26 protein-coding genes are annotated in these 26,466 nt (G+C 71.0%); 19 read left to right on the top strand and 7 right to left on the bottom strand.

What is annotated here, in order from left to right; genetic code table 11:
* Window positions 1–60: 60 nt before the first annotated feature.
* Entirely contained in the window at window positions 61–1,323 is a 1,263-nt protein-coding gene (locus tag ACLBWJ_RS08340; RefSeq protein ID WP_282501830.1) for an ABC transporter substrate-binding protein, read from the bottom strand.
* Window positions 1,324–1,556: 233 nt separating this feature from the next.
* Between ACLBWJ_RS08340 and purS the strand changes: the two genes are divergently transcribed.
* The 3 genes from purS to ACLBWJ_RS08355 are packed head-to-tail and all read left to right on the top strand — an operon-like array spanning window position 1,557 to window position 3,457.
* The gene (purS, locus tag ACLBWJ_RS08345; RefSeq protein WP_023953132.1) at window positions 1,557–1,802 is read left to right on the top strand and encodes a phosphoribosylformylglycinamidine synthase subunit PurS; all 246 of its coding nucleotides are present in this window, start codon (window positions 1,557–1,559) and stop codon (window positions 1,800–1,802) included.
* Window positions 1,799–2,503 (top strand): phosphoribosylformylglycinamidine synthase subunit PurQ, encoded by a 705-nt coding sequence (gene purQ / locus ACLBWJ_RS08350; RefSeq protein ID WP_274178101.1) that lies wholly within the window; start codon window positions 1,799–1,801, stop codon window positions 2,501–2,503. The genes purS and purQ overlap by 4 nt, the downstream gene beginning before the upstream one ends.
* Before the next feature lie 24 nt (window positions 2,504–2,527).
* Window positions 2,528–3,457 carry a 2-hydroxyacid dehydrogenase gene (locus ACLBWJ_RS08355; RefSeq protein WP_274178100.1) on the top strand — a complete coding sequence of 310 codons (930 nt, stop codon included), beginning with the start codon at window positions 2,528–2,530 and terminating at the stop codon, window positions 3,455–3,457.
* 29 nt (window positions 3,458–3,486) lie between these two features.
* On the opposite strand, the gene ACLBWJ_RS08360 is transcribed toward ACLBWJ_RS08355, so the two are convergent.
* Entirely contained in the window at window positions 3,487–4,005 is a 519-nt protein-coding gene (locus ACLBWJ_RS08360; RefSeq protein ID WP_112615769.1) for an adenine phosphoribosyltransferase, read from the bottom strand.
* Window positions 4,006–4,083: 78 nt separating this feature from the next.
* Here ACLBWJ_RS08360 and ACLBWJ_RS08365 point away from each other — a divergent pair, with 78 nt between their 5' ends.
* From ACLBWJ_RS08365 to sufU, 8 genes are all read left to right on the top strand, one after another.
* Window positions 4,084–5,799, top strand: coding sequence for a glycoside hydrolase family 13 protein (locus ACLBWJ_RS08365; RefSeq protein ID WP_114588919.1), 1,716 nt, complete (start codon window positions 4,084–4,086; stop codon window positions 5,797–5,799).
* Window positions 5,800–5,814: 15 nt separating this feature from the next.
* Complete coding sequence (locus ACLBWJ_RS08370; protein ID WP_447660104.1) at window positions 5,815–6,819, top strand: LacI family DNA-binding transcriptional regulator; 1,005 nt, start codon at window positions 5,815–5,817, stop codon at window positions 6,817–6,819.
* 55 nt (window positions 6,820–6,874) lie between these two features.
* The gene (locus tag ACLBWJ_RS08375; RefSeq protein ID WP_323987001.1) at window positions 6,875–8,089 is read left to right on the top strand and encodes an amidohydrolase; all 1,215 of its coding nucleotides are present in this window, start codon (window positions 6,875–6,877) and stop codon (window positions 8,087–8,089) included.
* On the top strand, window positions 8,086–9,063 hold the full coding sequence (locus tag ACLBWJ_RS08380; RefSeq protein ID WP_447660105.1) for a hypothetical protein: 978 nt from the start codon (window positions 8,086–8,088) through the stop codon (window positions 9,061–9,063). Before ACLBWJ_RS08375 ends, ACLBWJ_RS08380 begins: the two co-directional genes overlap by 4 nt.
* Before the next feature lie 61 nt (window positions 9,064–9,124).
* Complete coding sequence (locus ACLBWJ_RS08385) at window positions 9,125–9,886, top strand: hypothetical protein (RefSeq protein WP_447660106.1); 762 nt, start codon at window positions 9,125–9,127, stop codon at window positions 9,884–9,886.
* Window positions 9,887–9,968: 82 nt separating this feature from the next.
* Window positions 9,969–12,032, top strand: coding sequence for an APC family permease (locus tag ACLBWJ_RS08390; RefSeq protein ID WP_447660107.1), 2,064 nt, complete (start codon window positions 9,969–9,971; stop codon window positions 12,030–12,032).
* Between the two features lie 223 nt (window positions 12,033–12,255).
* Window positions 12,256–13,584 (top strand): SufS family cysteine desulfurase, encoded by a 1,329-nt coding sequence (locus ACLBWJ_RS08395; protein WP_274178094.1) that lies wholly within the window; start codon window positions 12,256–12,258, stop codon window positions 13,582–13,584.
* Window positions 13,581–14,039, top strand: coding sequence for a Fe-S cluster assembly sulfur transfer protein SufU (gene sufU, locus ACLBWJ_RS08400; protein ID WP_023953189.1), 459 nt, complete (start codon window positions 13,581–13,583; stop codon window positions 14,037–14,039). The genes ACLBWJ_RS08395 and sufU overlap by 4 nt, the downstream gene beginning before the upstream one ends.
* Window positions 14,040–14,098: 59 nt before the next feature.
* On the opposite strand, the gene ACLBWJ_RS08405 is transcribed toward sufU, so the two are convergent.
* The 5 genes from ACLBWJ_RS08405 to ACLBWJ_RS08425 form a co-directional block, all read right to left on the bottom strand.
* The gene (locus ACLBWJ_RS08405; protein WP_274178093.1) at window positions 14,099–15,133 is read right to left on the bottom strand and encodes a DUF1266 domain-containing protein; all 1,035 of its coding nucleotides are present in this window, start codon (window positions 15,131–15,133) and stop codon (window positions 14,099–14,101) included.
* A gap of 4 nt (window positions 15,134–15,137) precedes the next feature.
* The gene (locus tag ACLBWJ_RS08410) at window positions 15,138–16,115 is read right to left on the bottom strand and encodes an SRPBCC family protein (protein ID WP_274178092.1); all 978 of its coding nucleotides are present in this window, start codon (window positions 16,113–16,115) and stop codon (window positions 15,138–15,140) included.
* Window positions 16,116–16,195: 80 nt separating this feature from the next.
* Window positions 16,196–16,561 (bottom strand): ArsR/SmtB family transcription factor, encoded by a 366-nt coding sequence (locus ACLBWJ_RS08415; protein ID WP_274178091.1) that lies wholly within the window; start codon window positions 16,559–16,561, stop codon window positions 16,196–16,198.
* Window positions 16,562–16,725: 164 nt separating this feature from the next.
* The gene (locus ACLBWJ_RS08420; RefSeq protein WP_103841693.1) at window positions 16,726–17,061 is read right to left on the bottom strand and encodes a TraR/DksA family transcriptional regulator; all 336 of its coding nucleotides are present in this window, start codon (window positions 17,059–17,061) and stop codon (window positions 16,726–16,728) included.
* Window positions 17,062–17,070: 9 nt separating this feature from the next.
* Entirely contained in the window at window positions 17,071–17,460 is a 390-nt protein-coding gene (locus tag ACLBWJ_RS08425; RefSeq protein ID WP_354451617.1) for a hypothetical protein, read from the bottom strand.
* Window positions 17,461–17,586: 126 nt separating this feature from the next.
* Between ACLBWJ_RS08425 and ACLBWJ_RS08430 the strand changes: the two genes are divergently transcribed.
* From ACLBWJ_RS08430 to ACLBWJ_RS08465, 8 genes are all read left to right on the top strand, one after another.
* Window positions 17,587–17,802: a hypothetical protein gene (locus tag ACLBWJ_RS08430; RefSeq protein ID WP_023953215.1), complete on the top strand. Its 216-nt coding sequence runs from the start codon at window positions 17,587–17,589 to the stop codon at window positions 17,800–17,802.
* 324 nt (window positions 17,803–18,126) lie between these two features.
* Complete coding sequence (kdpF, locus tag ACLBWJ_RS08435) at window positions 18,127–18,213, top strand: K(+)-transporting ATPase subunit F (RefSeq protein ID WP_064955215.1); 87 nt, start codon at window positions 18,127–18,129, stop codon at window positions 18,211–18,213.
* 1 nt (window position 18,214) lies between these two features.
* On the top strand, window positions 18,215–19,897 hold the full coding sequence (kdpA, locus tag ACLBWJ_RS08440; RefSeq protein WP_404568401.1) for a potassium-transporting ATPase subunit KdpA: 1,683 nt from the start codon (window positions 18,215–18,217) through the stop codon (window positions 19,895–19,897).
* Window positions 19,897–22,074: a potassium-transporting ATPase subunit KdpB gene (gene kdpB, locus ACLBWJ_RS08445; protein WP_447660109.1), complete on the top strand. Its 2,178-nt coding sequence runs from the start codon at window positions 19,897–19,899 to the stop codon at window positions 22,072–22,074. Before kdpA ends, kdpB begins: the two co-directional genes overlap by 1 nt.
* Before the next feature lie 22 nt (window positions 22,075–22,096).
* Window positions 22,097–22,705: a potassium-transporting ATPase subunit KdpC gene (gene kdpC / locus ACLBWJ_RS08450; RefSeq protein WP_282501817.1), complete on the top strand. Its 609-nt coding sequence runs from the start codon at window positions 22,097–22,099 to the stop codon at window positions 22,703–22,705.
* Between the two features lie 35 nt (window positions 22,706–22,740).
* Entirely contained in the window at window positions 22,741–25,260 is a 2,520-nt protein-coding gene (locus ACLBWJ_RS08455; RefSeq protein ID WP_447660110.1) for an ATP-binding protein, read from the top strand.
* Window positions 25,257–25,931: a response regulator gene (locus ACLBWJ_RS08460; protein ID WP_447660111.1), complete on the top strand. Its 675-nt coding sequence runs from the start codon at window positions 25,257–25,259 to the stop codon at window positions 25,929–25,931. The genes ACLBWJ_RS08455 and ACLBWJ_RS08460 overlap by 4 nt, the downstream gene beginning before the upstream one ends.
* A gap of 23 nt (window positions 25,932–25,954) precedes the next feature.
* Window positions 25,955–26,455 (top strand): GNAT family N-acetyltransferase, encoded by a 501-nt coding sequence (locus tag ACLBWJ_RS08465; RefSeq protein ID WP_447660112.1) that lies wholly within the window; start codon window positions 25,955–25,957, stop codon window positions 26,453–26,455.
* Window positions 26,456–26,466 lie beyond the last annotated feature (11 nt).

Here is a 26,466-nt window from a genome sequence, read left to right on the forward strand (position 1 = left end):
CGGGTCCGAGAGGGGGACGCCGGGGCGCACCGATGATCCGATGCGCCCCGACAGGGTGGGTCAGAAGGCTCCGACCTCGGTCACCCAGGTCTTCCAGGAGGTCTCCTTGTCCTCGATGCCGTCGAAGACGCGCGTGATGGCGTTTCCGAGGGCGTCGTGGAACTGGAAGTACTTCGGGCCCTTGAAGGTCGTGACGGTGATCGCGTTGGCGCGGTCGATGCCGATCTGACCCGAAGGAGCGTCGTTGAAGTACTCGTTGACGAACCCGGTCAGGTCGGGGCTCGACTGCGCCTCGGGCTGGCTCGGGAACGTACCGGCGTTGTTGAAGGCCTTGATCTGCGTCTCGGGAGACGTCAGCCAGTCGGCGAGCTTCTGCGCGTTGGTCACGTTCTTGCCGTTGGCGGGGACGACGAGGTACGAACCGCCCCAGTTGCCGCCGCCCTCGGGGAAGGCGTTGGCGATGTCCCATCCGGCGATGTCGGGGGCTTCGCCCTCGATGATGCCGTGCATCCACGGCGGGCACAGCATCGCGGCGAACTTGCCACTCGCCATGGCCGCGTACCAGTCGTCGGACCACTGTCCCGGGTAGGCGGCGATCGGGATCGCCTTGTCGACGACGGTGTCGTAGGCCGCGCGGATGTCGGGGTTCTCGGTCGCGATGACCGTGCCGTCCGGCTCCTCGTAGGCGACGTCGAGCTGGTTCACGACGCCCTGCAAAACGGAGTTCGCCGAGTCGATGAAGGGCTCACCCGTCTTGGCGACGTAGTCACTGCCGACCTGGAAGAACGCGTCCCATGTCGGGAAGAGCTTGGCGACCTCTTCGCGGTCGGTGGGCAGGCCGGCTGCCTCGAACAGGTCGGCGCGGTAGCAGATCGCCTGCGGTCCGACGTCGGTGCCGTACGCGACGAGGTTGCCCGCGGCGTCGGTCGCCGCCTTCTCCTTCCAGTCGAGCCAACGGCCGGCGAGCTCGTCCGGCACCGGGGCGACGAGGTCGGAGTACTGCATCATCTCGGGGAACCAGTCGACCTCGACGCCTTCGACGTCGGCGAGGCCGGTCTTGCCAAGCTTCTGGAAGAAGTTGGTGCGGGCGTCGTTCGAGGTCGCCGCCTTGGTGTGTACGACCTTGATGCCGGTCTCCTCGGTGAACTCGGCGAGCAGTTCGTCGGTGTAACCGAAGTCGTTGAACGTCGCGAGCGTGACGGTGTCGGAGTCGCCCCCGGATGCGGCCTGGTCACCTCCGCCCGAGCATCCGGCGAGGACGATGGCCGAGGTGGTTGCGACGCCGGCCACGAGGCCGATCCGCCGCAGTGCGCGTGAATTCACGTGTCACTCCTTCGTGATTGCGGTATCTGGTGCGCGGCGGTTCGCACCCGACTATGGGAGCGCTCTCACCGATTGCCCATGACCATACGGGAGCGCTCCCAGGAACTCAAGAGAGCGCTCCCGAAGTGGATGGTCACGATCGGGTCACGACACCGGCCGGATGCGGCGGACGAGCGGCGCCTTCCCACCCGTAGACTGGTCGCGCACCCATCCCGCGACCTCCGGAGCGAGCAATGCCCACCATCGTCGTCGACGTCATGCCCAAGGCCGAGCTCCTGGATCCGCAGGGCAAGGCGGTGTCGGGAGCTCTCACTCGTCTCGGCGTGGCCGGCTTCTCCGACGTCCGCATCGGCAAGCGCTTCGAGCTCACCGTCGACCGCGCCGACGACGCGACCCTCGAGACCGCTCGCCGCATCGCCGACGAGATCCTCTCGAACTCGGTCATCGAGGACGTCGTGAACATCGAGGTCGTGGAGTGACCGCGCGCATCGGTGTCATCACCTTCCCGGGCTCGCTCGACGACCGCGATGCGCAGCGCGCCGTCCGTCTCGCGGGCGCCGAGCCCGTCGCGCTGTGGCACGGCTCGCACGACCTCGACGGTGTCGACGCGCTCGTGCTGCCCGGCGGCTTCAGTTACGGCGACTACCTCCGCGCCGGCGCGATCGCGGCGCTCGCGCCGATCATGGCCGAGGTGAAGGATGCCGCAGACAAGGGCATGCCGATCCTCGGCATCTGCAACGGCTTCCAGATGCTCGTCGAGGCGCATCTGCTGCCCGGCGGCCTGATCCGCAACGCCCACCAGCAGTTCATCCGCCGCGACCAGCGCCTCGTCGTCGAGAACGCCGACACCGCCTGGACGAGCGGCTTCGAGAACGGCCAGGAGATCGTCATCCCGCTGAAGAACGCCGACGGTGGCTTCACGTGCTCGGCCGAGACGCTGAAGCGGATCGAGGGCGAGGGTCTCGTGGCGTTCCGCTACCGCGGAGTGAACCCCAACGGCTCGCTCGACGACATCGCCGGTCTCACGAATGAGCGCGGCAACGTAGTCGGGCTCATGCCCCACCCCGAGCACGCCGTCGAGCCCGGATTCGGCCCGAACACCAGCGACGCGATGCGCTCGGGCACCGACGGGCTCACGTTCTTCACGTCGGCCGTCGCGGCGGTGCTCGCCCGCGTCTGAGCACCGGGTCGGTAGCGTGGGGGCATGATCGAATCCCCCCGCCCCATCGTCGTCAGCGTGCCCACCGACGAGCTGGCAGCCGACATCGGCGCCGTGCCCGAGGGGGTCGACCTCGTGGTGTGGGACCTGCGGTCCCCCGCGCCCCGAGACGCGTTCGACATGGTCGTTCCGCCGTACATGTCGGGCAAGCGACTCCTCTCGGCTCTCGAGAACATCAGCGTCGGGATGCTGCAGAGCCAGTCGATCGGCTATGAGGGCATGGGGCGTTACCTTCCCGAGGGCACGAAGCTGGCGAATGCGTCGAGCGTCCACGAGACGGCGACCGCCGAGATCGCGGTGGGCCTCGCGATCGCGGCGCAGCGCGACCTCGCCGACTACGTGCGCAACCAGGAGTCCGCGCGCTGGGCACCGCAGTTCAGCCGCAGCGTCGCTGATCGCACGGTGCTCGTCCTCGGCTACGGCGGGGTGGGCAAGGCCGTGGCATCCCGGTTGCTGCCGTTCGAGACGACGATCGTCCCGGTCGCGTCCCGAGCCCGGGACGAGGACGGCGTCCACGTGCACGGCATCGACGAGCTCGACGAGCTGCTGCCGCGCACCGACATCCTCATGATCACGCTGCCCGGTGGCGAGACGACGAAGGGCCTCATCGGCGCCCGTGAGCTCGCGCTGCTGCCCGACGGCGCGCTCGTCGTCAACGTCGGACGCGGCACGGTGCTCGACACCGACGCCCTCGTGTCCGAGCTGCAGTCCGAGCGCCTGCGCGCCGCCCTCGACGTCGTCGATCCCGAGCCGCTGCCCGAGGACCACCCGCTCTGGGGTGCTCCGGGCGCGCTCGTCGTGCCGCACGTGGGCGGCGCGGCCGACGCCATGCGTCCGCGGATCGCGAAGCTCGTCCGCACGCAGATCGAGCGCCTCGCCGCCGGCGAGGAGCCGCTCAACATCGTCGAGCCCTGAGCCGCCGGGCCCTGATGGGGCCCGGCGGTTCAGACGCGGAAGATCGTGTGGACCGGGCCGCAGACGTCCTGGCCGCCGAGCTCGACGAGCTCCATGAGAACGGCGGTGCCGACCGTCCGGTGCCCGAGGCCTTCGAGCAGGCGCTGGGCCGCGCGCAGCGTGCCACCGGTCGCGAGCACGTCGTCGACGAGGAGCACGCGCGTACCGCGTGGCAGATCGTCCGCCATCTCGATGGTCGCCTGACCGTACTCGAGGTCGTACGAGACGGATGCCGCCGGGCGCGGCAGCTTGCCCGCCTTGCGGATCGGCACCATGCCGACACCGCTCGCCGCCGCGACGGCGCCGGCGATGAGGAATCCGCGCGCCTCGACGCCGGCGACGACGTCGAACTCACGGGCGAAGGGCGCGACGATCGCGTCGACGACGGTGCGCAGCGCGGTCGCGTCGGCGAGCAGCGGCGAGATGTCGCGGAAGAGGATGCCCGGTTCGGGGAAGTCCGGGATGAGCGCGATGAGCGACTCAGCGTGCTCGAGGGGGTCGGAAGTCACCGAACCACCCTAGGCCCGTTTTGATGCTCCTCCGACGGCGAGGTCGCGACTGCAAGCGCTTGCACTAGAGTGAGCGCCATGACCTCCTCTTCCGTGGACACGGCGGCATCCACCCTCGCCCCGATCGGGATCTCCCGGCCCGGCGCCGAGTGGTGGCGCACCGCCGTCATCTATCAGATCTATCCCCGCTCGTTCGCCGACGCCTCGGGAGACGGCATCGGCGACCTCGCCGGCATCACCTCGCGCCTGGGCGACCTCGCCGACCTCGGCGTCGATGCCGTCTGGCTGAGCCCCTTCTTCCGGTCGCCGCAGAAGGATGCCGGCTACGACGTCTCCGACTACTGCGACGTCGACCCTCTCTTCGGCACCCTCGCCGACTTCGACACGATGCTCGACGAGGCGCACGCCCGCGGCATCCGGGTCATCGTCGACCTCGTCCCGAACCACTCGTCCGATCAGCACGCCTGGTTCCAGGAAGCGCTCGCGGCGGAGCCGGGCAGCGCCGAGCGCGCGCGCTACATCTTCCGCGACGGCAAGGGCGAGAACGGCGACGAGGCGCCCAACAATTGGGAGTCGGTCTTCGGCGGCCCCGCCTGGACGCGCACGACGAACCCCGACGGCACGCCGGGCCAGTGGTACCTGCACCTGTTCGACTCGACGCAGCCCGACTTCGACTGGGCCAACCCCGAGGTGGGCGACGAGTTCGAGCGCATCCTGCGGTTCTGGCTGGACCGCGGCGTCGACGGATTCCGCGTCGACGTCGCCCACGGCCTGGTCAAGTCGGACGGCCTGCCCGACTTCGTGCCGGCCGAGGACGCTGGATCGATGGGCGGCGACAGCCTCGACGTGCCCTACTGGGGCCAGGAGGGCGTGCACGACATCTACCGCCGCTGGAACCGCATCCTCGCCGAGTACGAGGGCGACCGGGCCCTGTGCGCCGAGGCGTGGCTGCCCACCGTCGACGAGACCGCCCTGTGGGTGCGCCAGGACGAGATGCACCAGGCGTTCAACTTCCCCTACCTGCAGACCGAGTGGGACGCCGACCACCTCACCGAGGTGATCTCCGAGTCGCTGCGCGCCTTCCCCGCGGTCGGCGCGCCCGCGACCTGGGTGCTGTCGAACCACGACGTCGTCCGCCACGCCTCACGCCTGGCGCTGACCGCGGAGAACCCGCAGGGCCACGGTCTCGGCCCCGACTCCCCCGGTCAGCCGGACGCCGTCGTGGGCCTGGCCCGCGCCCGCGCCGCGACGACCCTGATGCTCGCCCTGCCCGGCTCGGCCTACCTCTACCAGGGCGAGGAGCTCGGGCTGCCCGAGGTCGTGCACCTGCCCGATGACGCCCGTCAGGACCCGACCTGGTTCCGCACCGACGGTGAGCGCTACGGCCGCGACGGATGCCGCGTGCCGATCCCGTGGGAGGCCGACGCCCCCGGATACGGGTTCAGCCCGACCGGGGCCTCGTGGCTGCCGCAGCCCGAGGAGTGGCACGGCCTCGCGCGTTCGGTGCAGGACGGCGACCCCGCCTCGACCCTGACGCTCTACCGCGAGCTGCTCGCCGCACGTCGCCGGCACGACCTCGGCGCCGGATCGCTCGAGTGGGTCGATCTGCAGCTGGGTGACGACGTCGTGGCGTTCCGCAACGGCGACGTGCTCGTCGTCGCCAACACCGGCACGGATGCGGTCGCACTGCCCGCCGGTGAGATCCTGGTCTCGAGCGTCGCCGATCTCGCCGAGAGCGCCGGTGACGTGGCCGAGCTGCCCGTCGACGCGGCGGTCTGGATCCGCGTGAGTTGACGAGAGGAGCGGGAGATGGTCGGCATCGACGACGTCGCGCGACGCGCCGAGGTCTCGACGGCGACCGTCTCCCGCACCCTGAGCGGCCGGGGTCCGGTGTCGCCCACGACGCGCGAACGCGTGCTGCGGGCGGCATCCGATCTCGGCTACGTCGTCTCGTCGGCGGCCTCGAGCCTCGCGTCCGGACGCACCCGCAACATCGGCGTACTCGTGCCGATCCTCGACCGCTGGTTCTTCTCGCGCGTGCTCACGGGCATCGCCGCGACCCTGCAGCGCGACGGCTACGACGTCGCGCTGTACGCCCTCACCGCCGAGGCCGACGAACGCCGCCGGGTGTTCGCGACCTCGCTGCGACGGCAGCGCGTCGACGGCGTCATCGTCGTGTCGATGGCACTCGCACGCGACGAGATCGCGCAGCTCGGCGACCTGGGCCTGCCGGTCATCGCGATGGGCGGGCAGCTCGCGGGCCTGCGGTCGCTCACCGTCGACGAGATCGAGGTGGCCCGGACGGCGACCGAGCACCTGCTCGGCCTCGGGCACCGCGACATCGCCCACATCGGCCTGCATCCGCAGTTCGAGGGCGACTTCCACATCCCCACACAGCGTCGCCGGGGCTTCGAGGCCGCCCTGTCCGAGGCCGGCGTCGCCCCGCGGACAGACCGCTTCGCGGCGGCGGACTTCACGATGGCCGGCGGGCATGATGCCGCGACGCGGTTGCTCCGCGACGCCGAGACCCGCCCCACCGCGATCTTCGCGGCCTCGGACGAGATGGCGATCGGGGCGATGCTGGCGGCGCGCGAGCTCGGGCTGCGCGTTCCGGAGGACGTGTCGATCATCGGGGTCGACGGCCACGACCTCGGCGAGTTCTTCGGCCTCACAACGGTCGACCAGTTCCCGGGCCGACAGGGCGAGCGCGTGGCCTCGGCGATGATCGCCGCGCTTCGCGGGGCGGCGTCCGAGCCCCCGGCCGACCTCGACTTCGCGCTCGTCGAGCGGTCGAGCACGGCCCCGCCGGCCTGAAACCGGCGCAGCGACCCCCGGGCAGCGCGCAGGCGCCCTCCCGTAGGCTCGGAGCATGGCCTTGGACCTCGACGCCCTCTACACCGACCTGCACCGGCACCCGGAACTGTCGTTCCAGGAGACGCGGACGGCCGCCGTCATCGCGGCTCGGCTCAGCGAGCTCGGTCTCGAGTACCAGGAGGGCATCGGCCGCACCGGTGTCGTGACCGCGATCCGCAACGGAGACGGTCCCGTCGTGTGGCTCCGCGCCGACATGGACGGCCTCCCGGTACCCGAGCAGACCGGCCTCGAGTACGCCTCGACGGCGCGCGGCGTCGACCCCGCGGGCAACGACGTGCCCGTCATGCACGCCTGCGGCCACGACATGCACGTCACCGCGCTTCTCGGAGCCCTCGAGCAGCTCATCGCCACGCAGCACGAGTGGTCGGGAACCGTGGTCGCCGTCTTCCAGCCCGCTGAGGAGTACGGCGCGGGCTCGCAGGCGATGATCGCCGACGGCGTGCTCGACCGCTTCCCGAAGCCCGACATCGTGCTGGGCCAGCACGTCACGCCCCTGCCCGCCGGCGTGATCGGCGTGCGGCCGGGCACCCAGATGGCGGCATCCGACGGCCTCAGCGTCGTGCTGCACGGTCGCGGCGGCCACGGCTCGCGCCCGCACTCCACCATCGATCCCGTCGTGATGGCGGCGGCGACGGTCATGCGCCTGCAGACGGTCGTCTCGCGCGAGGTCGACCCGCGCGACGTCGCCGTCGTGACGGTCGGCTCGATCCACGCCGGCCTGAAGAACAACATCATCCCCGCCGAGGCGAAGCTCGAGCTCAGCCTGCGCTACCCCGACGACGCCGCGCGCGAGCGCGTCATGGCAAAGGTGGAACGCATCGTGCGCGCCGAAGCGGCGGCATCCGGTGCCGAGACCGAGCCCGCGATCACCGTCGACCACACCCTGCCCCCGACGATCAACGACCACACCGCGACGGCCCGTCTGACCGCCGCATTCGAGCGCGCCTTCGGCGAGGGCAGCGTCGTCGACCCCGGCATGTTCACCGGCAGCGAGGACGTCTCGTGGTTCGCGCGCGAGGCCGGCGTTCCCCTCGTGTTCTGGTTCTGGGGCGGCGTCGACCCGCAGAAGTTCGCGGATGCCGTCGCAGCAGGCACCGTCGAGCGCGACATCCCCACCAACCACTCCCCGTTCTTCGCGCCGGTCATGCATCCGACGATCGAGCGCGGTGTCGAGAACCTCGTCGTGGCAGCCAAGGAGTTCCTCGCATGAGCGACCCCAACGACCCGTTCGCCGATTTCGAGCCCTACGAGCCGCCGGCCAAGCCCGAGCGCGCGAAGCGCGAGAAGGCGCCGCGGGAGCCGCGTGAACCGCGTGAAGCGCGTCAGCCGCGCGAGCCTCGCGAGAAGAAGCCCCGCGCGTCGCGTGAGCCCGGACCCAAGCGAGAGAAGGCGTCGGGGATGCCGTCCGTCATGGCGGACTGGCCCGACGAGCCCCTCGCGCCGCGTCCTGCCGAGCGGAGCGACGACGGCGGCGGCGGCGATCGTCGCCTGCTCGTCATCCTGTCGAGCATCGCCGGCTTGCTCGTGGTCGCCGTCATCGTGGTGTTCGCGATCTATCTGACGCAGCAGTCGCAGCGACAGGAGCCCGCGGCCGGCCCGGTGCCAACTGCTCCGGCGACGCAGTCGATCCCGCAGCCGTCCGGCACTCCGCAGCCTTCGGAGAGCCCGAGCGCCCCGGCCGCGGCCGCGGGCGTCGCGGTGACCGCGGACGGGTTCACGATCACCGATGCCGGCGGATCGACGACCTTCACCCACGCGTGGGCGGATGACGCGGCTCCGGCCGTGGCGGCACTCACCGAGCTCTTCGGCGCGGCTCCGACGGAGGACTTCCAGAACGGCGACGCCGAGAACTATGCGTATCGGATCTACGTCTGGGAGGGTTTCCGGCTCTACGACGTGTATCTCAGCGAGAGCAACCGCCCGCGAGCCGAGGTTCCCGCACCGACCTACGTCTCCTACGACTCGGACATCGACGTACCCGTGACGGACGACTTCGGGGTCGAGCTCGACATGTCGGCCGACGAGGTCGCGGCGCTCGGTCCCGACTCCGGCCAGGGCGGTTCGTTCGTGTTCGGCTCGGACCGCAACACCTTCTACCAGGACGGTCAGCGCCGCTTCGGAGCAGCCGTCACGGTCGAGGGCAGCAAGGTCACGGTCACCTACACCTTCCGCGCCGGGCGCTGAGAGGGTCTCCGTGCCAGGCCGGGATGCCGCCGGCGGTGACTCCCCTGCCAGGATGGCGGGTATGACCACAGCGACATCGCGGCGCCCCCTCATCGTGCTCTCGATCGTGGCGGGGGTGCTGCTGATCGTGGCGGCGGTGGTCGTGTTCCTGCTCGCGCAGCGCGATGCCGCACCCGCGGCTGCGCCGTCGTCCCCGGCCCCGACTCAGACCAGCGCGGCATCGGGGCCGACCCCGACGCCCACGCCGACACCCACACCGGCGGATGCCGCACCCGTCGCAGCCGAGGTGGTCATGGCCGCGACCGGTTTCACGATCGTCGCCGATGACGGATCGACGCTGCTCGAGTTCCGCTGGCGCGATGAGGTCGGGCCGGCCGTCGCCGCACTGACCGAGGCGTTCGGAACGGAGCCCGAGCTCGGCGTCCAGACCGGAGACGGCACCCACTTCCCCGACTACACGATCTACGACTGGGCCGGCTTCGCGCTGTACGACATGATCTTCGTCGACGGCAACAAGCCGCGGGACGAGTACGGCATCCCGACGTGGGTCAGCATCGGGGCGAACGAGGTGCAGGAAGTGCCCATCACACCCGAATTCGCGCTCACCATCGGCTCGGCCGCGGATGCGGTGCGCTCGAACGGTCCCGACGACGAATGGGCGATGCCCGGCGACGGCGAACTGCGCTTTGTCTTCGACATCGACCGAACTGATTTCCTCTCTCCCGACGGTCCGGTGCGAGACCTGTCGTACAGCGTCTTCGCGGACGCGACCGAAGGCCTCGGCGTCACCGACATCCTGTACCGCCCCTACAGCGGGCTCTGAACCGAACGCAGAAACCACGGTTCGTCAACGCTCCGGTGACGCTCGGCGCGGCGAGATTGCGCAGGATGCCGCGCCAGGCGTAATGTCGCCCGCCGTGACCACTGACAGTCGCGAACCGGGCGAGGAAACCACGCCGATCGCGAAGCGCATCCTCATCGGCGACCCGCTCGATTCCGAGAAGCTCGACGACCAGCTCCTCCCCAAGCGCCGGGCCCTGCCGATCTTCGCCTCCGACGCCCTGTCGTCGGTCGCGTACGCGCCGCAGGAACTGCTGATGATCCTCGCGATCGGCGGCACGGCGATGCTCGCCTTCAGCCCGTGGGTCGCGCTGGCGGTGGTGGCCCTGCTCATCGTCGTCGTGCTGAGCTACCGGCAGCTGATCAAGGCCTATCCCTCGGGCGGCGGCGACTACGAGGTCGCGCGCACTAACCTGGGCGAGAAGGCCGGGGTCGTCGTGGCCGCGGCGCTGCTCGTCGACTACATCCTCACGGTGGCCGTGTCGGTGGCCTCCGGCGTCGACAACATCATCTCGGCGTTGCCCGGCCTCGCCCCCTGGCGGGTCGAGCTGGCGGTCGGGTTCGTCGTCCTCATCATCATCGTCAACCTCCGCGGGGTGCGCGAGGCCTCGTCGGCATTCGCGGTGCCGACCTACATCTTCATCGGCTCGGTCGGCGTCATGGTGGCGACCGGGCTCATCCGCACGCTGCTCGGCGACGCCCCCGTCGCCTCGAGCGCGCAGTTCGCGATGGAGGCCGAGAGCCTCAGCCAGGTCGCGCTCATCCTGCTGATCCTGCGCGCGTTCTCGAGCGGCTGCTCGGCCCTGACCGGAGTCGAGGCGGTCTCGAACGGTGTGCCGGCCTTCCGCGCCCCGAAGATCGCGAACGCGCAGAAGACCCTCGTCATGATGGGCACGATCGCCATCCTGCTGTTCTCGGGCCTGACGGCGCTCGGCCTCATCGCCGGCGTCCACTACGCCGAAGATCCCTGCGCCCTCGTCGGCTTCGACTGCGTCAACCAGCCGCAGCCGAGCCTCATGGCGCAGATAGCCGCCGCGACGTTCGGCATGGGGTCGATCCCGTTCTTCATCATCCAGGCCGCGACCGCCTGCGTGCTGCTGCTCGCCGCGAACACGGCGTTCAACGGGTTCCCGCTGCTGGGCGCCGTGCTCGCCCGCGACGGCTACGCGCCGAAGTCGCTGAACACCCGCGGCGACCGGCTCGTCTTCTCCAACGGCATGATCATCCTGGGGCTCGCCGCGATCCTCGTGCTCGTCGTGTTCCAAGCCGACCTGACCACCCTCATCCAGCTGTACATCATCGGCGTGTTCGTGTCGTTCTCGCTCGGTCAGGTGGGGATGGTCAAGCACTGGCGGCGTGAGTTGCGGCTGCTGCATCCGACCGCCGCCGCCGACCGCGCGGAGGCCCGCCGCGGACTGATCATCAACGGGATCGGGGCGACCTTCACCGTCGCGGTGCTCGTCATCGTCACCGTGACGAAGTTCACCCACGGCGCCTGGCTCGTGTTCATCGCGATCCCGATCCTGGCGTTCCTCATGGTCGGGGTGAGCCGCTACTACCGCGACGTCGAGCACGAGATCGCGATGGATGACGACGTGCACTACGGCTCGACGGGCGACGTCGCCCTCGTCCTGGTGAACCGCCTGCAGAAGCCCGTCGCGAAGGCCGTCGACTACGCCCTTTCGGCGAAGCACGACAAGACCATCGCGGTGCACGTGGCGGTGTCGAAGGAGTCGGCGCAGGATGTGCAGACCGACTGGGAGGTGCACCGGATGCCGGTGCCGCTCGTGATCATCGAGTCGCCCTACCGCCAACATGCGGCTCCCCTCGCGGCGTTCATCCGCAAGTACCGCGAGAAGCACGGCTCATCCGTCGTCACGGTGTACCTGCCGCAGTACATCGTCGGACACTGGTGGGAGACCTTCCTGCACAACCGACGCGCCCGCCGCATCGCTCAGCAGCTGATGATGGTGCACGGCGTCCAGATCACCCTCGTGCCGTGGCTGCTCGATTCCTCCGAGATCGTCTACGGCCGACGCTCGCGCCCGATGCCCGGCGACGACCGCGCCGGCCGGGCCTCCGCGACCTACGGCCTGGTGGCGCACACCGATTCGCCCGACGAGCGCTGAGCCCGGCGCGGCGGTCTCGCGCGAACGCGCGCAGTAACTCCTCAAGCGCGGGCGCAGCACCGCCGCCAGCAGGCCGGTCCGGCCCTCGATGGCACGGGTTTGAGGAGTTACGGCAGGCTGACGGAGGCGGAAGCTCGGATCCGCGGCCCCGAACCGCTCCGAGCACGCGCCGCCGCCCCGAGCGACCCGAGCCCGGGCCGGCGGGCGGGCGTAGCCTAGAGGAGTGAGCTCTCCCGCCGTTCCCGCCGCTTCGCCGCGCGTCAGCCCGCTCGACGCGGTGTCGTTGCGCGCCGACTTCCCGATCCTCTCGGAAGAGGTCAACGGGCACCGGCTGGTCTACCTCGACTCCGCCGCGACGAGCCAGAAGCCCACGGCGGTCCTCGACGCCGAACGCGACTTCCTCACGCACGCCAACTCCGCCGTCCACCGCGGTGCCCACACCCTCGCGGCCGAGGCGACCGATCTCTTCGAGGATGCCCGCGCCGCCGTCGCCGGTTTCGTCGGCGCCCAGCCCGAGCAGCTCGTCTGGACGAGCGGCGCGACAGCCGGCCTGAACCTCGTCGCCTACGCGATCGGCAACGCCACGCTCGGCCGCGGCGCGCCCGCATCCGCACCGTACGCGCTGACCCCGGGCGATGAGATCGTCACGACGGCGATCGAGCACCACGCCAACCTCATCCCGTGGCAGGAGCTCGCCGCCCGCACCGGCGCAGTGCTCCGCCACATCCCCGCACGGGCAGATGGCACGCTCGACCTGGATGCCGCGGCATCCATCATCGGTGAACGCACCCGGATCGTCGCCTTCACCCACGTCTCGAACGTGCTCGGCATCGTCAACCCGGTCGCCGAGATCGTCGCCCTCGCGCAGGCGGTCGGCGCTACGACCGTGCTCGACGCGTGCCAGTCGGCCCCGCACCTGCCGCTCGACCTGCCGGCGCTCGGCGTCGACCTCGCTGTCTTCAGCGGTCACAAGATGCTCGGCCCCTACGCGATCGGCGGACTGTACGGCCGCGCCGAGGTGCTCGACGCGCTGCCGCCGTTCCTCACCGGCGGATCGATGATCACCACCGTGACGCTCGACCACGCCGAGTACTTACCGGCTCCCCAGAAGTTCGAGGCCGGAACGCAGGCGGTCGGACCCGCGATCGGTCTCGCCGCGGCCGTGCGCTACCTGCAGGACGTCGGACCCGAGAACATCCACGCGCACGAGGTCGCCCTGGCCGAGCGCATGGGCGCGGGCCTCCGCGAGATCCCCGGCGTCCGCCTGCTGGGCGACGCCCCGGGCGCGGAGCGCGTCGGCCTGTGGTCGTTCGACGTCGCCGGCGTGCACGCGCACGACGCGGGCCAGTTCCTCGATGCCCAAGGCATTGCGGTGCGGGTCGGGCACCACTGCGCCGCGCCACTGCACCGGCAGTTCGGGATGACGGCATCCGTCCGCGCCTCGGCGGCGCTGTACAACACCGAGGACGACGTCGACCTGTTCCTCGACGCGGTGCGCGGCATCCGCGGCTTCTTCGGCGTCAGCGATCAGGCCGAAGGGGCGCACGCATGACCGGGCTCGACTCCCTGTACCAGGAGCTCATCCTCGACCACTCGAAGCACCCGGTCGGCAACCCCCTCCACGACGTCGGCGATGCGGCGCACGCCGACTCGCACCAGAAGAACCCCGTCTGCGGCGACGAGATCACGCTGCGCGTCGCCGTCGACGGCGACCGCATCACCGAGGTGTCGTGGGAGGGCACGGGCTGCTCGATCTCGCAGGCCTCGGCCTCGATGCTCGCCTCGCTGGTCGAGGAAGAGGTCGAGGGCGACGGGATGACGCGGGCCGACGCGGCCGCCCTCATCGAACGCTTCCGCGAGGCGCTGCGCTCGCGCGGCAGCATCCCCCTGGACGAGGAGACGTTCGGCGATGCCGCGGCGCTGTCGGGCGTCTCGAAGTTCTCGGCGCGCGTCAAGTGTGCGATGCTCGCCTGGGTCGCCCTCGAAGACGGCCTCGGCCGGGCCTGAGCCCCGGCTCACCGCGGATCGGCCGCAGAGGTCGGTTCAGGCCGAGGGCCGAGCGCCGGTCAGGCCGAGGGCCAGGCGACGGATGCCGCGGGCCAGTCCGATCGCTGCAGTTCCGCGAGCGTCTCGCGCTGGCGCTGCACCGACTCGAGCGAATCCGTGCGGAACGCCGTCGCGATGACGACCTCGCGCCAGTACTCGTCGCGACCCTGGTACGTGGTGAACGCGCGCGTCGCCAACGGCTCGAGCAGCGCCCACGCCTCGTCGGCGGTCAGGTACCCCGCGACGTAGGCGTAGCGGACGCCGCCGATCGCGCGCTCGATGTCGGCGGCCAGCAGCAGCCGGGGCGGACGCTCCTCATCGCCACGCGCGAGGTCGTGGATGTCGAAGACCGGCAGGTCGGTGAGGGCCGCGATGCGCGACATCATGTGCTCTGCCGCATCGCTCTGCGCGACCTCCGCGAACCGCGTCGAGAGCACGCCGCGGGCGAGCGTGTCCGCGACGAGAAGCTCGGCGTCGGAGCGCGAGACGATCTTGAACTGCTCGTCGAGCGCAGCGCGGAGCTGCTGCATGCCCGGCAACGGCATCGCGAACCAGGGTGATCCGTCGGCGCCGTCACGGTGCTTGGCGCGCAGGTCCTGCGGCAACTCGGCGAACGTCGGCGTGAATGCGAGCGAGGAGTTCCACCCGCGCATCGCGAAGTCGCTCGCGGCGTCGAGCGCCAGGATCTGCTGCTGCCGCGGCGTGAGCGGACTCCGCGCCGCGAGCGCGAGGTACTGCCGCTGCGCGTTGCGCGGAGCGCGGGCGTCGCGCACAGCGAGGACGATCGACGCGACGAGCAGGCCCGCGCACATCCCGAGGAAGAGACCGAACAGGTTGTTCCCGAAATCCTCGCTGCCCACCCACACGTACGACAGCACGAAGCCCAGGATGCCGATCGGCACCGCGATCGCCGTCACGGGGAACGCCCGCTTGCGCATGGCCTTGGGGTCGGCCTTGCGCCGAGCGTCCAGCATCCGTGTGTACCGCCGCCGAGGGCGGACGGGGAACTCCACGTCGCCGGGATGGTTCTGGAGGGCGATCACGGGTTCCGTCACCCCATCATTTTGACAGCACCTCCGCCTCGAGGCGGGCGTAGGAGTCTTCCATGCCGTCGGCCATGCCGGTAGCGAGGACCGTGTCGCGCGTCTCCTTGTCGGGATACTCGATGAGGAGCGTGAGCAGGGTGGCGCCGTCCTCTTCGTAGAGCTGGAGGTCGTTGACCGTGCCGGGCCCCTCGACTCCCGACATCCGCTCGGTCGCGACCTCGCGGCGCGGCGCGTCGAGCTGCAGCAGCTCGCCCTCGAACCCGAACGCCGTCTCGGGGGCGCCCTCCTGCTCCCACGCGTACCGGAACGTCCCGCCCACCTCGGTGGCGGGCTCGGCGACCGTCATCGACCAGCCGTCCGGACCCAGCATCCACTTCTTCAGCAGCTCGGTCTCATGGTGCGCGCGCCAGACGAGCTCACGCGGACCGTCGATGAACCGGGTGATGCGCACATGCGTGTCGTCGAGCAGTTCGACGTGCGTGCCCTGCCCCTGCGCGTAGGCGCGGAGGTCCTGCACGACCGCGTCGAGCTGGCCCATGGCGAGGCGCGAGCCCTCGATGGCGCCCATCGCGATGACCTGCTCGAGCCCCTCAGCGGACGTGAAGTAGGTGACGTTCGTCAGGCGCGAGCCGGTCTCGGTCGTCTCGAACGAGAACAGCATGCGCATCGCCGGGAACTGCTCCATCGGCTCGCCGTTCTCGTCGGCGAACGCGTCGAGCACCTCGAAGCTGCGGCCCTCCTCGATCGTGATGAACTCCCAGGTTCCGCGCGACTTCTCGCCCTGCGGGCTCGACATGGCGTACTGCGCGCGTCCGCCCGGGGTGAAGTCGAACCGCGTGAAGGTCGCGGGCCAGCCGGGAGGGCCCCAGAAGCGCTCGAGCTGCGCGGGCTGCGTGAACGCGCGCCAGAGGCGGTCGACGGGCGCGGCGACATCCGCCACGAGCGTCATCGTGAGGTTCTCGGCATCGGTGGTGATGTCGGTGACGGGCATCGAATTCTCCTTCGAACGGATGGTGCGCGTGGGGTGGGTGTGCGGGCTTGCGGGTCTGCGGGTCTGCGGGTCTGCGGGGGTCAGTCTTCGGGCTCGGCGAGCAGGGCGTCGAGGCGATCGACGCGGGCACGCCAGAGGTCTTCGTAGCGGGCGAGCAGGGCCCGCGCGCGGGCGATCATGGCGGGGTCGGCGCGGACGAGGCGCTCGCGCCCCTCCGCCCGCTTGACGATGAGGCCGGCCGTCTGGAGGACGCCGACGTGCTTCTGCACCGCGGCGAACGACATGTCGTAGTCGGCCGCGAGCGCCGACACCGACTGCTCGTGCTCGATCGTGCGGCGGAGGATGTCGCGACGCGTCGCCGTAGCGAGCGCGTGGAAGAGACGGTCGATGTCGTCATCGCTCAGCTCGCTCCGCTCACTCGGTCGGGGTTCGTTTCGTGCAACCATTTGGTTGTACGTTAGGGCTCGGGGTGGCGGGTGTCAACACCCGCGGCGGAACGAATTTCGGAGATCGACGCGAAACTCGGACCGGGATGCCACATCCGTCCGAATCTCGCGCGATTCTCCGAGGTTCGACCGGATGCGGGCGGCGTGAACAGCTACGGGCGCGGCTAGCGCGAAGCGCAGGCGACGCACATCGTCGCGTGGGGGCGGACCTCGAGGCGCTCGACCGGGATGTCGCGGCCGCAGCTCGCGCACACACCGTAGGTGCCTGCGGCGACGCGGGCGAGGGAGGCCTCGACCTCGGCGAGCTCTGCCCGCGCGGCTCGACGTAGAGCCTCGACCCGCTGCCACTCCCCCGACAGCGTCGACCCCTCGGGGTCGTGCTCGTCGTCGGCGGTGGCGTCGGCGCGGTCGTGACGAAGGCTGTCGTCGTCGGCATCCAGCCGGTCGAGCTGCACGGTGAGCTCACGCTTGCGCTCGTGCAGTCGCGCTTCCGGGTCCATCCCGCGACCCTACGCCCGCAGGAGGTCGTCGTGGCGACGCGGCTCGCGCCAGCTGTGTCTCACGACGACACCGGCCAGGATGACGGTCACGGCGAGCGCATGGAGGGCGATGATCGACGGCCCGAAACTCGGCCCGACGAACACCGACTCTCCCGTGGGGGCCGTGTAGCGGCATCCGACGCCGAGGGGAAAGAGTTGCCAGGCGCCCTGGGCCGCGACGGATTCGGGCACCACGGATGAGTCGAACACGAGACGGTTGCCCGCAGCGTGCGCGCAGGCGCCGCTCGGCCCGTCATTGATGCCGGGGGGCATCGCTGCCAGCAGGGCTCCAGCCCACAGCACCGCAGCCACGAAGGCGAACAACAGTTTCAGCGCGCGGGTGCCCGTCCGGGACGTCATGCGGGAACCCTACCGATGGGCCCCGCGCGGTACGGGCCCGGTCCCTTCGGCCACACGAGTCGCTACGTCAAGCCGGTGACATGGTCGGCCGGATCGGCGCACGCTGGGAGTGGAAGGGAGAACGACATGACCGATCACCACGACAACGAGGCCGAGCACGCCGACGAGGGTGCCCAGCACGCCCCCGACGAGAACCCCTCGACGGAGGAGCTCGAAGAGCCCAGCGTCGCGAAGGAGCCGGGCGAAGAGCCCAAGGCTCCGGAGCAGAAGGACGAGGAGCCGAGCCACCACGCCGTCGGCATCGGGGTCATCGACGACGAGTCCTCGCCCCTCGCGCCCTGACCCCGCCCCTGATCCGGCCGGGAGGCCCGGCCTGGCGATACATCTGCAGGACCGGTGGTGCTGGTGTCGTCTGGGCGCACGTCGGAGGCGACAGCAGCACCGGCCGCCCGACGGATGTATCGCCACCGGGCGCCGAGCCGGCACCAGAACCGTGAGGGCGGCGTGAGGAGCGGGCGCGGGGCCGTATGGATTCCGTGAGGACAGCGGGCGCGGCATCGGGCGGGGTGTTGCATCGGATCTCGTGCTCGACCTCATCTATCTCGCCGCGATCCTCGCGCTCTTCGCCGTCGCCGGCCTCATCGCTCGGGGGGTCGAGAAGCTGTGATGGTCTTCTCGCTCCTCGCGGCGGTGCTGGCCGTCGCCGCCATCGTCTACCTCGTCGTCGCCCTCGTGCGGCCCGAACGGTTCTGACGTGGATGCCGCGCAGATCGGGTTCGCGTCGTTGCAGATCGCGACCCTCGTCCTCATCCTCGTCCTGCTGTACCGGCCCGTCGGCGACCACATCGCTCGCGTCTACACGTCGCCGCGCGACCTCGCCGTCGAACGGGGCGTCTACCGCCTGATCGGCGTCGATCCACGCGCCGAGCAGACCTGGCAGGCCTACGCCCGCGGCGTGCTGCTGTTCTCGCTCGTCGGCGTCGTGATCGTCTACGGACTGCAGCGCCTCCAGCCGCTCCTGCCGTTCAGCCTCGGCCTGCCCGCACCGAGCGAGCATCTCGCGTTCAACACCGCCATCTCGTTCGTGGCCAACACGAACTGGCAGTCGTACTCCCCCGACACCACGCTCGGCTACACCGTGCAGTTCGCGGGTCTGGCCGTGCAGAACTTCGTCTCGGCCGCGGTCGGCATGGCCGTCGCCATCGCCCTCGTCCGCGGCTTCGCGTATCGCCGTTCCGGCACGATCGGCAACTTCTGGGTCGACCTGGTGCGCGGGCTCGGCCGCATCCTCCTCCCGATGGCGATCGTCGCGGCCGTCGTGCTGCTCGCGGGTGGGGTGATCCAGAACTTCGCCGGCTTCACCGACGTGCAGACGATCGCCGGCGGGGCGCAGTCGATCCCCGGCGGACCGGTCGCCAGCCAGGAGGCCATCAAGCTGCTCGGCACGAACGGCGGCGGGTTCTTCAACGCGAACTCCGCCCACCCGTTCGAGAACCCGACGCCGTGGACGAACCTGTTCGAGATCCTGCTGCTCCTCGTCATCCCGTTCGCCATGCCGCGCGCCTTCGGCCGGATCGTCGCCGACGATCGCCAGGGCTACGCGATCGTCGCGGTCATGGGCGGGATCTTCCTGGCCTCGATCGCCCTCGGCTCGTGGGCCGAGGCGTCGGGCGGCGGCACGGCGACGCAGCTCGCCGGCGCCGCGATGGAGGGCAAGGAGACCCGGTTCGGCGTCGCCGCATCGGCGCTGTTCGGCGGCGCTTCGACGCTCACCTCGACCGGCGCGGTCAACGCGATGCACGACAGCTTCACACCGCTCGGCGGCATGATGCCGATGCTCAACATGATGCTCGGCGAGATCGCTCCCGGCGGGGTCGGTTCAGGGCTGTACGGGATGCTGGTGCTCGCGATCCTCGCCGTTTTCGTCGGCGGCCTGCTGATCGGACGCACGCCCGAATACCTCGGCAAGAAGATCGGGCCGCGCGAGATCAAGCTCGCGAGCCTGTACATCCTCGTGACGCCGACGCTCGTGCTCGCGGGAACGGCGCTGAGCTTCGCGATCCCGGCCGTGCGCGCCGACGTCGAGGGCACCTCGATCTGGAACCCGGGCGTCCACGGCCTGAGCGAAGTCCTCTACGCGTTCACCTCCGCGGCGAACAACAACGGCTCGGCTTTCGCCGGCCTCACCGCCAACACCCCGTGGCTCAACACGGCGCTCGGCGTCGCGATGCTGCTCGGCCGGTTCATCCCGATCGTCCTCGTCCTCGCCCTGGCCGGCTCGCTCGCCGCTCAAGACACCGTGCCGTCCAGCGCCGGCACCCTCCCGACACACCGCCCGCAGTTCGCGGGCCTGCTCGCCGGCGTCGTCGTCATCATCACCGCGCTCACCTACTTCCCGGTCCTCACCCTGGGCCCCCTCGCCGAAGGACTCTCCTGATGTCTGCCCCTCTGACCGAAACCCGGCCCTCATCCGGCCCGTCGTCCGCGGACCCGGACGCCAGCCCGGCACCGCGCCGGCGCAGCGCGTTCAGCCTCGAGCAGGTCGGTGCCGCCCTCCCCGGCGCGGTCCGCAAGCTCAACCCCGCCGCCCAGTGGCGGAACCCCGTCATGTTCCTCGTCTGGGTCGGCGCGGCCCTGACGACGGCGATCGCGATCGCGGAGCCGTTCCTCGGCGGTCCCGAGACCTCGGGCGGCACGGCGGTTCCGGCGGGCTTCACCTGGGGCATCGCGGTCTGGCTGTGGCTCACGGTCCTCTTCGCGAACGTGGCGGAGTCCGTCGCCGAGGGCCGCGGCAAGGCGCAGGCCCAGGCGCTGCGCAAGACCCGCACGACGACGACCGCGCGCCGGGTGGTCTCGTACGACGAGCGGACGGATGCCGCGGCCCGTGGCTCCGCGACCGAAGAGGTGCCCTCGGCCGACCTGCGACTCGGGGATGTGGTGCTCGTCGAGGCCGGTGAGCTCATCCCGGGCGACGGCGACATCGTCGACGGCATCGCGACGGTCGACGAGTCGGCCATCACGGGCGAGTCGGCTCCCGTCGTCCGCGAGTCCGGCGGCGACCGCAGCGCCGTCACGGGCGGCACCCGGGTGCTCTCCGACCGCATCGTCGTAAGGATCACGTCGAAGCCCGGCGAGACCTTCGTCGACCGGATGATCGCCCTCGTCGAGGGCGCTGCGCGTCAGCGGACGCCCAACGAGATCGCCCTCAACATCCTGCTCGCGAGCCTGTCGATCGTCTTCGTCGTGGTCGTGCTGGCGATGAACCCCATCGCGTCGTACAGCGCCTCGCCCGTCAGCATCCCGGTGCTCGTCGCGCTGCTCGTCTGCCTGATCCCGACCACGATCGGCGCCCTGCTGTCGGCCATCGGCATCGCGGGCATGGACCGTCTCGTGCAGCGGAACGTCCTGACCATGTCGGGCCGTGCGGTCGAGGCGGCCGGCGACGTGACGACCCTGCTGCTCGACAAGACCGGCACGATCACCTACGGCAACCGCCGCGCGTCGGAGTTCGTCGCGATGACCGGCGTCGACGGCGCCGAGCTCGCCCGCGCGGCATCCCTCTCGTCGCTGTCGGACCCGACACCCGAGGGCACCTCGGTCGTCGAGCTCGCGGCCTCGCAGCACGTGGTGGGCGAGCTGCCGCGCGACGCCGTGGCGGTCGCCTTCACGGCGCAGACGCGCATGAGCGGGGTCGACCTGCCCGACGGCACACAGGTGCGCAAGGGCGCGTCGGGGTCGGTGCTCGCCTGGCTCGACGCATCGGCACGACCGGTCTCGGCCGAGGCCCGCGCCGAGCTGCTGCACCACGCCGACGCGATCGCGCAGTCCGGCGGCACGCCGCTCGCCGTCGCGACCCTCGACCCATCCGGTGCCGGGACGCTGCTCGGGGTCATCCACCTGAAGGATGTCGTCAAGGACGGGCTGCGCGAGCGCTTCGACGAGCTGCGCTCGATGGGCATCCGCACCGTCATGATCACCGGCGACAACCCGCTGACCGCTGCCGCGATCGCGAGAGAGGCGGGTGTCGACGACTTCCTCGCGGAGGCGACGCCCGAAGACAAGCTCGCCCTGATCCGCAAGGAGCAGGAGGGCGGTCACCTCGTCGCGATGACCGGCGACGGCACGAACGACGCACCCGCCCTCGCGCAGGCCGACGTCGGCGTGGCGATGAACACGGGCACGTCGGCGGCGAAGGAGGCCGGCAACATGGTCGACCTCGACTCGGACCCGACCAAGCTCATCGACATCGTCCGGATCGGAAAGCAGCTGCTCATCACGCGCGGCGCCCTCACGACGTTCTCGCTCGCGAACGACATCGCCAAGTACTTCGCGATCATCCCGGCGATGTTCATGGGGGTGTTCCCGGGGCTCGCGGCGCTCAACGTCATGCAGCTGTCGTCGCCGGCGTCCGCTGTCACGAGCGCCATCGTGTTCAACGCGATCGTCATCATCGTGCTCATCCCGCTCGCGCTGCGCGGCGTGAAGTACCGCGCGGCGAGCGCCTCGTCGATCCTGAGCCGCAACCTCGTCGTGTACGGGCTCGGCGGGGTCATCGCACCGTTCGTCGGCATCAAGCTGATCGACCTCGTCGTCAGCCTCATCCCGGGCTTCTGAGCCCCCCTCCTGGAGACCTGTCATGTCCACCGCTCGCGCCTCGTTGCGCACCTCCGCCGTCGCCGTCCGCGCGATGATCGTCCTCACCCTCGTCCTCGGCGTCGGATACACCCTGCTGATCTCACTGGTCGGGCTCGCGCTGCCGTCGCAGGCGAACGGCTCGCTGCTGCGCGATGCGGAGGGCGAGGTCGTCGGCTCGTCGCTCATCGGCCAGTCCTTCACGGATGCCGACGGCGAAGCGCTGCCGCAGTACTTCCAGTCACGCCCCTCGGCGGCCGGCGACGGCTACGACGCGGCGGCGTCGAGCGGGTCGAACCTCGGCCCGAACAACGCCGACCTCGTGACCGCGATCGAGGAGCGCCGCACGGCGATCGCCGACCGCGAGAGCGTCGACGTCGCCGACGTGCCCGCGGATGCCGTCACCGCCTCGGGCTCGGGCCTCGACCCGCACATCTCGCCCGCCTACGCCGCGCTGCAGGTGGCCCGCGTGGCTGCCGAGCGCGGGCTGCCCGAGGCGGAGGTGCGCGACCTCGTCGCCGCGCACACGGCGGGCCGCGACCTCGGGTTCCTCGGCGAGCCGCGGGTGAACGTCGTCGAGCTCAATGCCGCCCTGGACGGCCTCGCGCGGTGAGCTCTCCCGGGCGCGGGGAGAACTAGGGTGATGCCGTGAAGCGGGGACGGCTGCGGGTGCTGCTGGGTGCGGCGCCGGGCGTGGGCAAGACCTACGAGATGCTCGAGGAAGGACGCCGGCTTCAGGATGCCGGGATCGACGTCGTCGTCGCGATCGTCGAGACCCACGGCCGCGCCGCGACCGCCGCGATGACCGCGGGCCTGCCGATCGTTCCGCGCCGCCGCCTCGAGCACCGCGGCGTCACGCTCGACGAGATGGACCTCGAGGCCGTGCTCGCCCGAGCCCCGCGCGTCGCCCTCGTCGACGAACTCGCCCACACCAACGTCGGTGGGTCGCGCAACGAGAAGCGCTGGCAGGACGTCGAGGAGCTCCGGGATGCCGGCATCGACGTCATCACGACCGTCAACGTCCAGCACATCGAGTCGCTCGGCGACGTCGTCGAGCAGATCACCGGCGTCGCGCAGCGCGAGACGGTGCCGGATGCCGTCGTGCGCTCGGCCGACCCGATCGAGCTGGTCGACCTCGCTCCGCCGTCGCTCCGCGACCGCCTCGCTGCCGGCCTCGTCTACCCCGCCGAGCGCATCGACGCCGCCCTGTCGAACTACTTCCGGCTCGGCAACCTGACGGCGCTCCGCGAACTGGCACTTCTCTGGCTCGCGGACGAGGTCGACAGCGCCCTGCAGGACTATCGCGCCGAGCACGGCATCCGGGGCACGTGGCAGGCTCGCGAGCGCGTCGTGGTCGCGCTGACCGGCGGGCCCGAGGGCGAGACGCTCATCCGGCGCGGGGCCCGCATCGTCGACCGTTCGGCCGGCGGCGAGCTGCTGGCCGTCCACGTGTCGGGCCAGGACGGGCTGCGCACCGCCGACCCGGCGGCCCTCGCTGCTCAACGGGCTCTCGTCGAATCGCTCGGCGGCAGCTACCACCAGGTCGTCGGTGACGACATCCCCGCCGCCCTCGTCGAGTTCGCGCGGTCGGTCAACGCGTCGCAGCTCGTCGTCGGTGTCAGCCGTCGCGGCCGGCTCGCTGCGGCCCTCAGCGGTCCGGGCATCGGCGCCACCGTCATCCGCGAGTCGGGCGATATCGACGTGCACGTCGTGACGCACGCCGCCGCCGGCGGCCGCTTCACCCTGCCCCGTGTCGCCGGCGGCGCTCTCAGCGTGCGGCGCCGGATCCTCGGTTTCGTCGTCGCGCTGACCGGCGGTCCGCTGCTCACGTGGCTGCTCGTCGCGCTGCGGAGCCCCGAGTCGATCACGAGCGATGTGCTCGCGTACCAGCTGCTCGTCGTCGTGGTCGCGCTCGTCGGCGGACTGTGGCCCGCCGTCTTCGCAGCGGTGATGTCGGGGGTGACGCTCGACTTCTTCTTCGTGGCTCCGCTGTACACCGTGACGGTCTCCGATCCGCTGCACGCGTGGGCGCTGATCCTGTACGTCGTCATCGCGCTCCTCGTGAGCGTCATCGTCGACCGCGCGGCCCGGGGCACGCGCGCGGCCCGGCGGGCGGCGGCCGAGGCCGAGCTGCTCGCGGCGGTCGCGGGCAGCGTGCTGCGGGGCGATGGCTCGATTCCGGCCCTCGTCGCGCGGGCGCGCGAGGCCTTCGGGATGTCGGGTGCGCGCTTGGTCGCGTCGGACGGGACCGTGATCGCCGCCGACGGCGAGCCCGTGCGCGACGACCGCCACCTGCGCGTCGACGTCGGACGCGAGGCCGTGCTCGAGCTCCACGGCAGCGAGTCGGAGCAGCTCGACGGCTCGGAACGCCGGCTGCTGGATGTCGTCGTCGCGCAGCTCGCCGCCGCGCTCGAGCAGGCCGACCTGCAGCGGGCGGCGAGCTCGGCGTCGGTGCTCACCGAGACCGACCGGGTACGCAGCGCCCTCCTCTCGGCGGCGAGCCATGACCTGCGGCGACCTCTCGCCGCCGCCGTCGCGGCGCTCGGGGGGCTCCGCGCGGCCGGCCCCGCACTCGACGACGCCGACCGCGACGAGCTGCTCGCGACCGCCGACGAGAGCCTCGGCACGCTGACCTCGCTCGTGACCGACCTGCTCGATGTGAGCCGCATCGAGGCCGGCGCCCTCGCCGTCGCCCTGCGACCGGTCGACACGGCCGATGCCGTGCTCGCCGCGGTCGACGAGCTCGGTCTCGGGCCCGCTGCGGTGGAGCTGGCGCTGGACGAGGCGATCGGGCCGGTGCTCGCCGATGCGGTGCTGTTGCAGCGAGTGCTGGTCAACGTGCTGGCCAACGCCCACCGCCATTCGCCTGCCGGAACGCCGGTGCGCATCAGCACGAGCTCGCTGGGCGGGCAGGCCCAGGTCCGCGTGATCGACCACGGACCCGGCATCCCGCCCGAGCGTCACGGCGACGTGTTCACGCCCTTTCAGCGGCTCGGCGACACCGACAACACGACCGGACTCGGGCTCGGGCTCGCGCTGTCGAAGGGTTTCACCGAGGGGATGCGGGGCCAGCTCGTGCCCGAGCAGACCCCTGGCGGCGGCCTCACCATGGTGATCGAGCTGCCCCTGGCATCGGCGGCGGCGCAAGAGGGCAGGATCGAGGGGTGAAGGTCCTCCTCGCCGACGACGACCCGCAGCTCGTGCGGGCGCTGCGCATCACGCTCGCGGCCCACGGGTACGACGTCGTGGCGGCCGCCGACGGGGCGGCGGCGATCGCCGCGGCCGCGGCCGAGCACCCCGATGTGATCGTGCTCGATCTGGGGATGCCGCGCCTCGACGGCGTCGCCGTCATCGAGGCCGTGAGGGGATGGAGCGCCGTGCCGATCATCGTCGTCTCGGGGCGCACCGGGTCGGCAGACAAGGTGTCGGCGCTCGATGCCGGGGCTGACGACTACGTCACCAAGCCCTTCCAGATCGACGAGCTGCTCGCGAGACTGCGCGCGCTGACCCGGCGGGCCGGCGGTGCCGCATCCGTCGCCGTCGTGCGGTTCGCCGATGTCGAGATCGACCGGGCCGCCAAGACCGTCACGCGCGGCGGCGAGCGCGTGCACCTCACGCCCACCGAGTGGCGGATGCTCGACTTCCTCGCCCGAACCCCCGGGGCACTCGTGACCCGGCAGGACCTGCTGAAGGAGCTGTGGGGCACCGAGCAGGTCAACGACACCGGGTACCTGCGTCTCTACGTCTCGCAGCTGCGGAAGAAGCTCGAGGCCGATCCCGCGCATCCCGAGCACCTGCTGACGGAGTCCGGCATGGGGTACCGGCTCATCGTCGACTGAACGCCGCTCGGTACGATCGGGCCGTGCCGCTCGACATCCGCCCGCCCAGCCCCGGGGAGCTGGATATCCTCGAGGGCATCGAGAACGACGCCGACGCGCTGCTGCGCGATCGGCTCGATCCGCCCACCTGGTGGCCGGCGCCGCCCGGGTCTGCTCGCGCTGCGGAGTCGGGATTCCTGCTCGTCGCCCACGTCGGTGACGGGGTGGTCGCGGGGTTCGTTCATGTGCTTGAGCTCGAGGGTCATGCCCACCTCGAACAGCTGTCGGTGTCGCCCGAGCACGCTCGCCGCGGGTACGGCCGCAAGCTCGTCGAGGCGGCGATGGCGTACGCGCGCGACCGCGGCCACGATCGGATGTCGCTCCGCACCTTCGCCGACGTGCCCTGGAACGCCCCGTTCTACGAACGCCTCGGCTTCGCGGTGACCGACCCGCGTTCGGAGTTCGAGCTCATGCTCGTCGAGACTGAGGAGCGCATCGGCCTCGACGCCCTTGGCCCGCGCGTGCAGATGACCGCGAAGCTGTAGATCGCTTCTGT

Source organism: Microbacterium sp. M4A5_1d, from assembly GCF_053345465.1.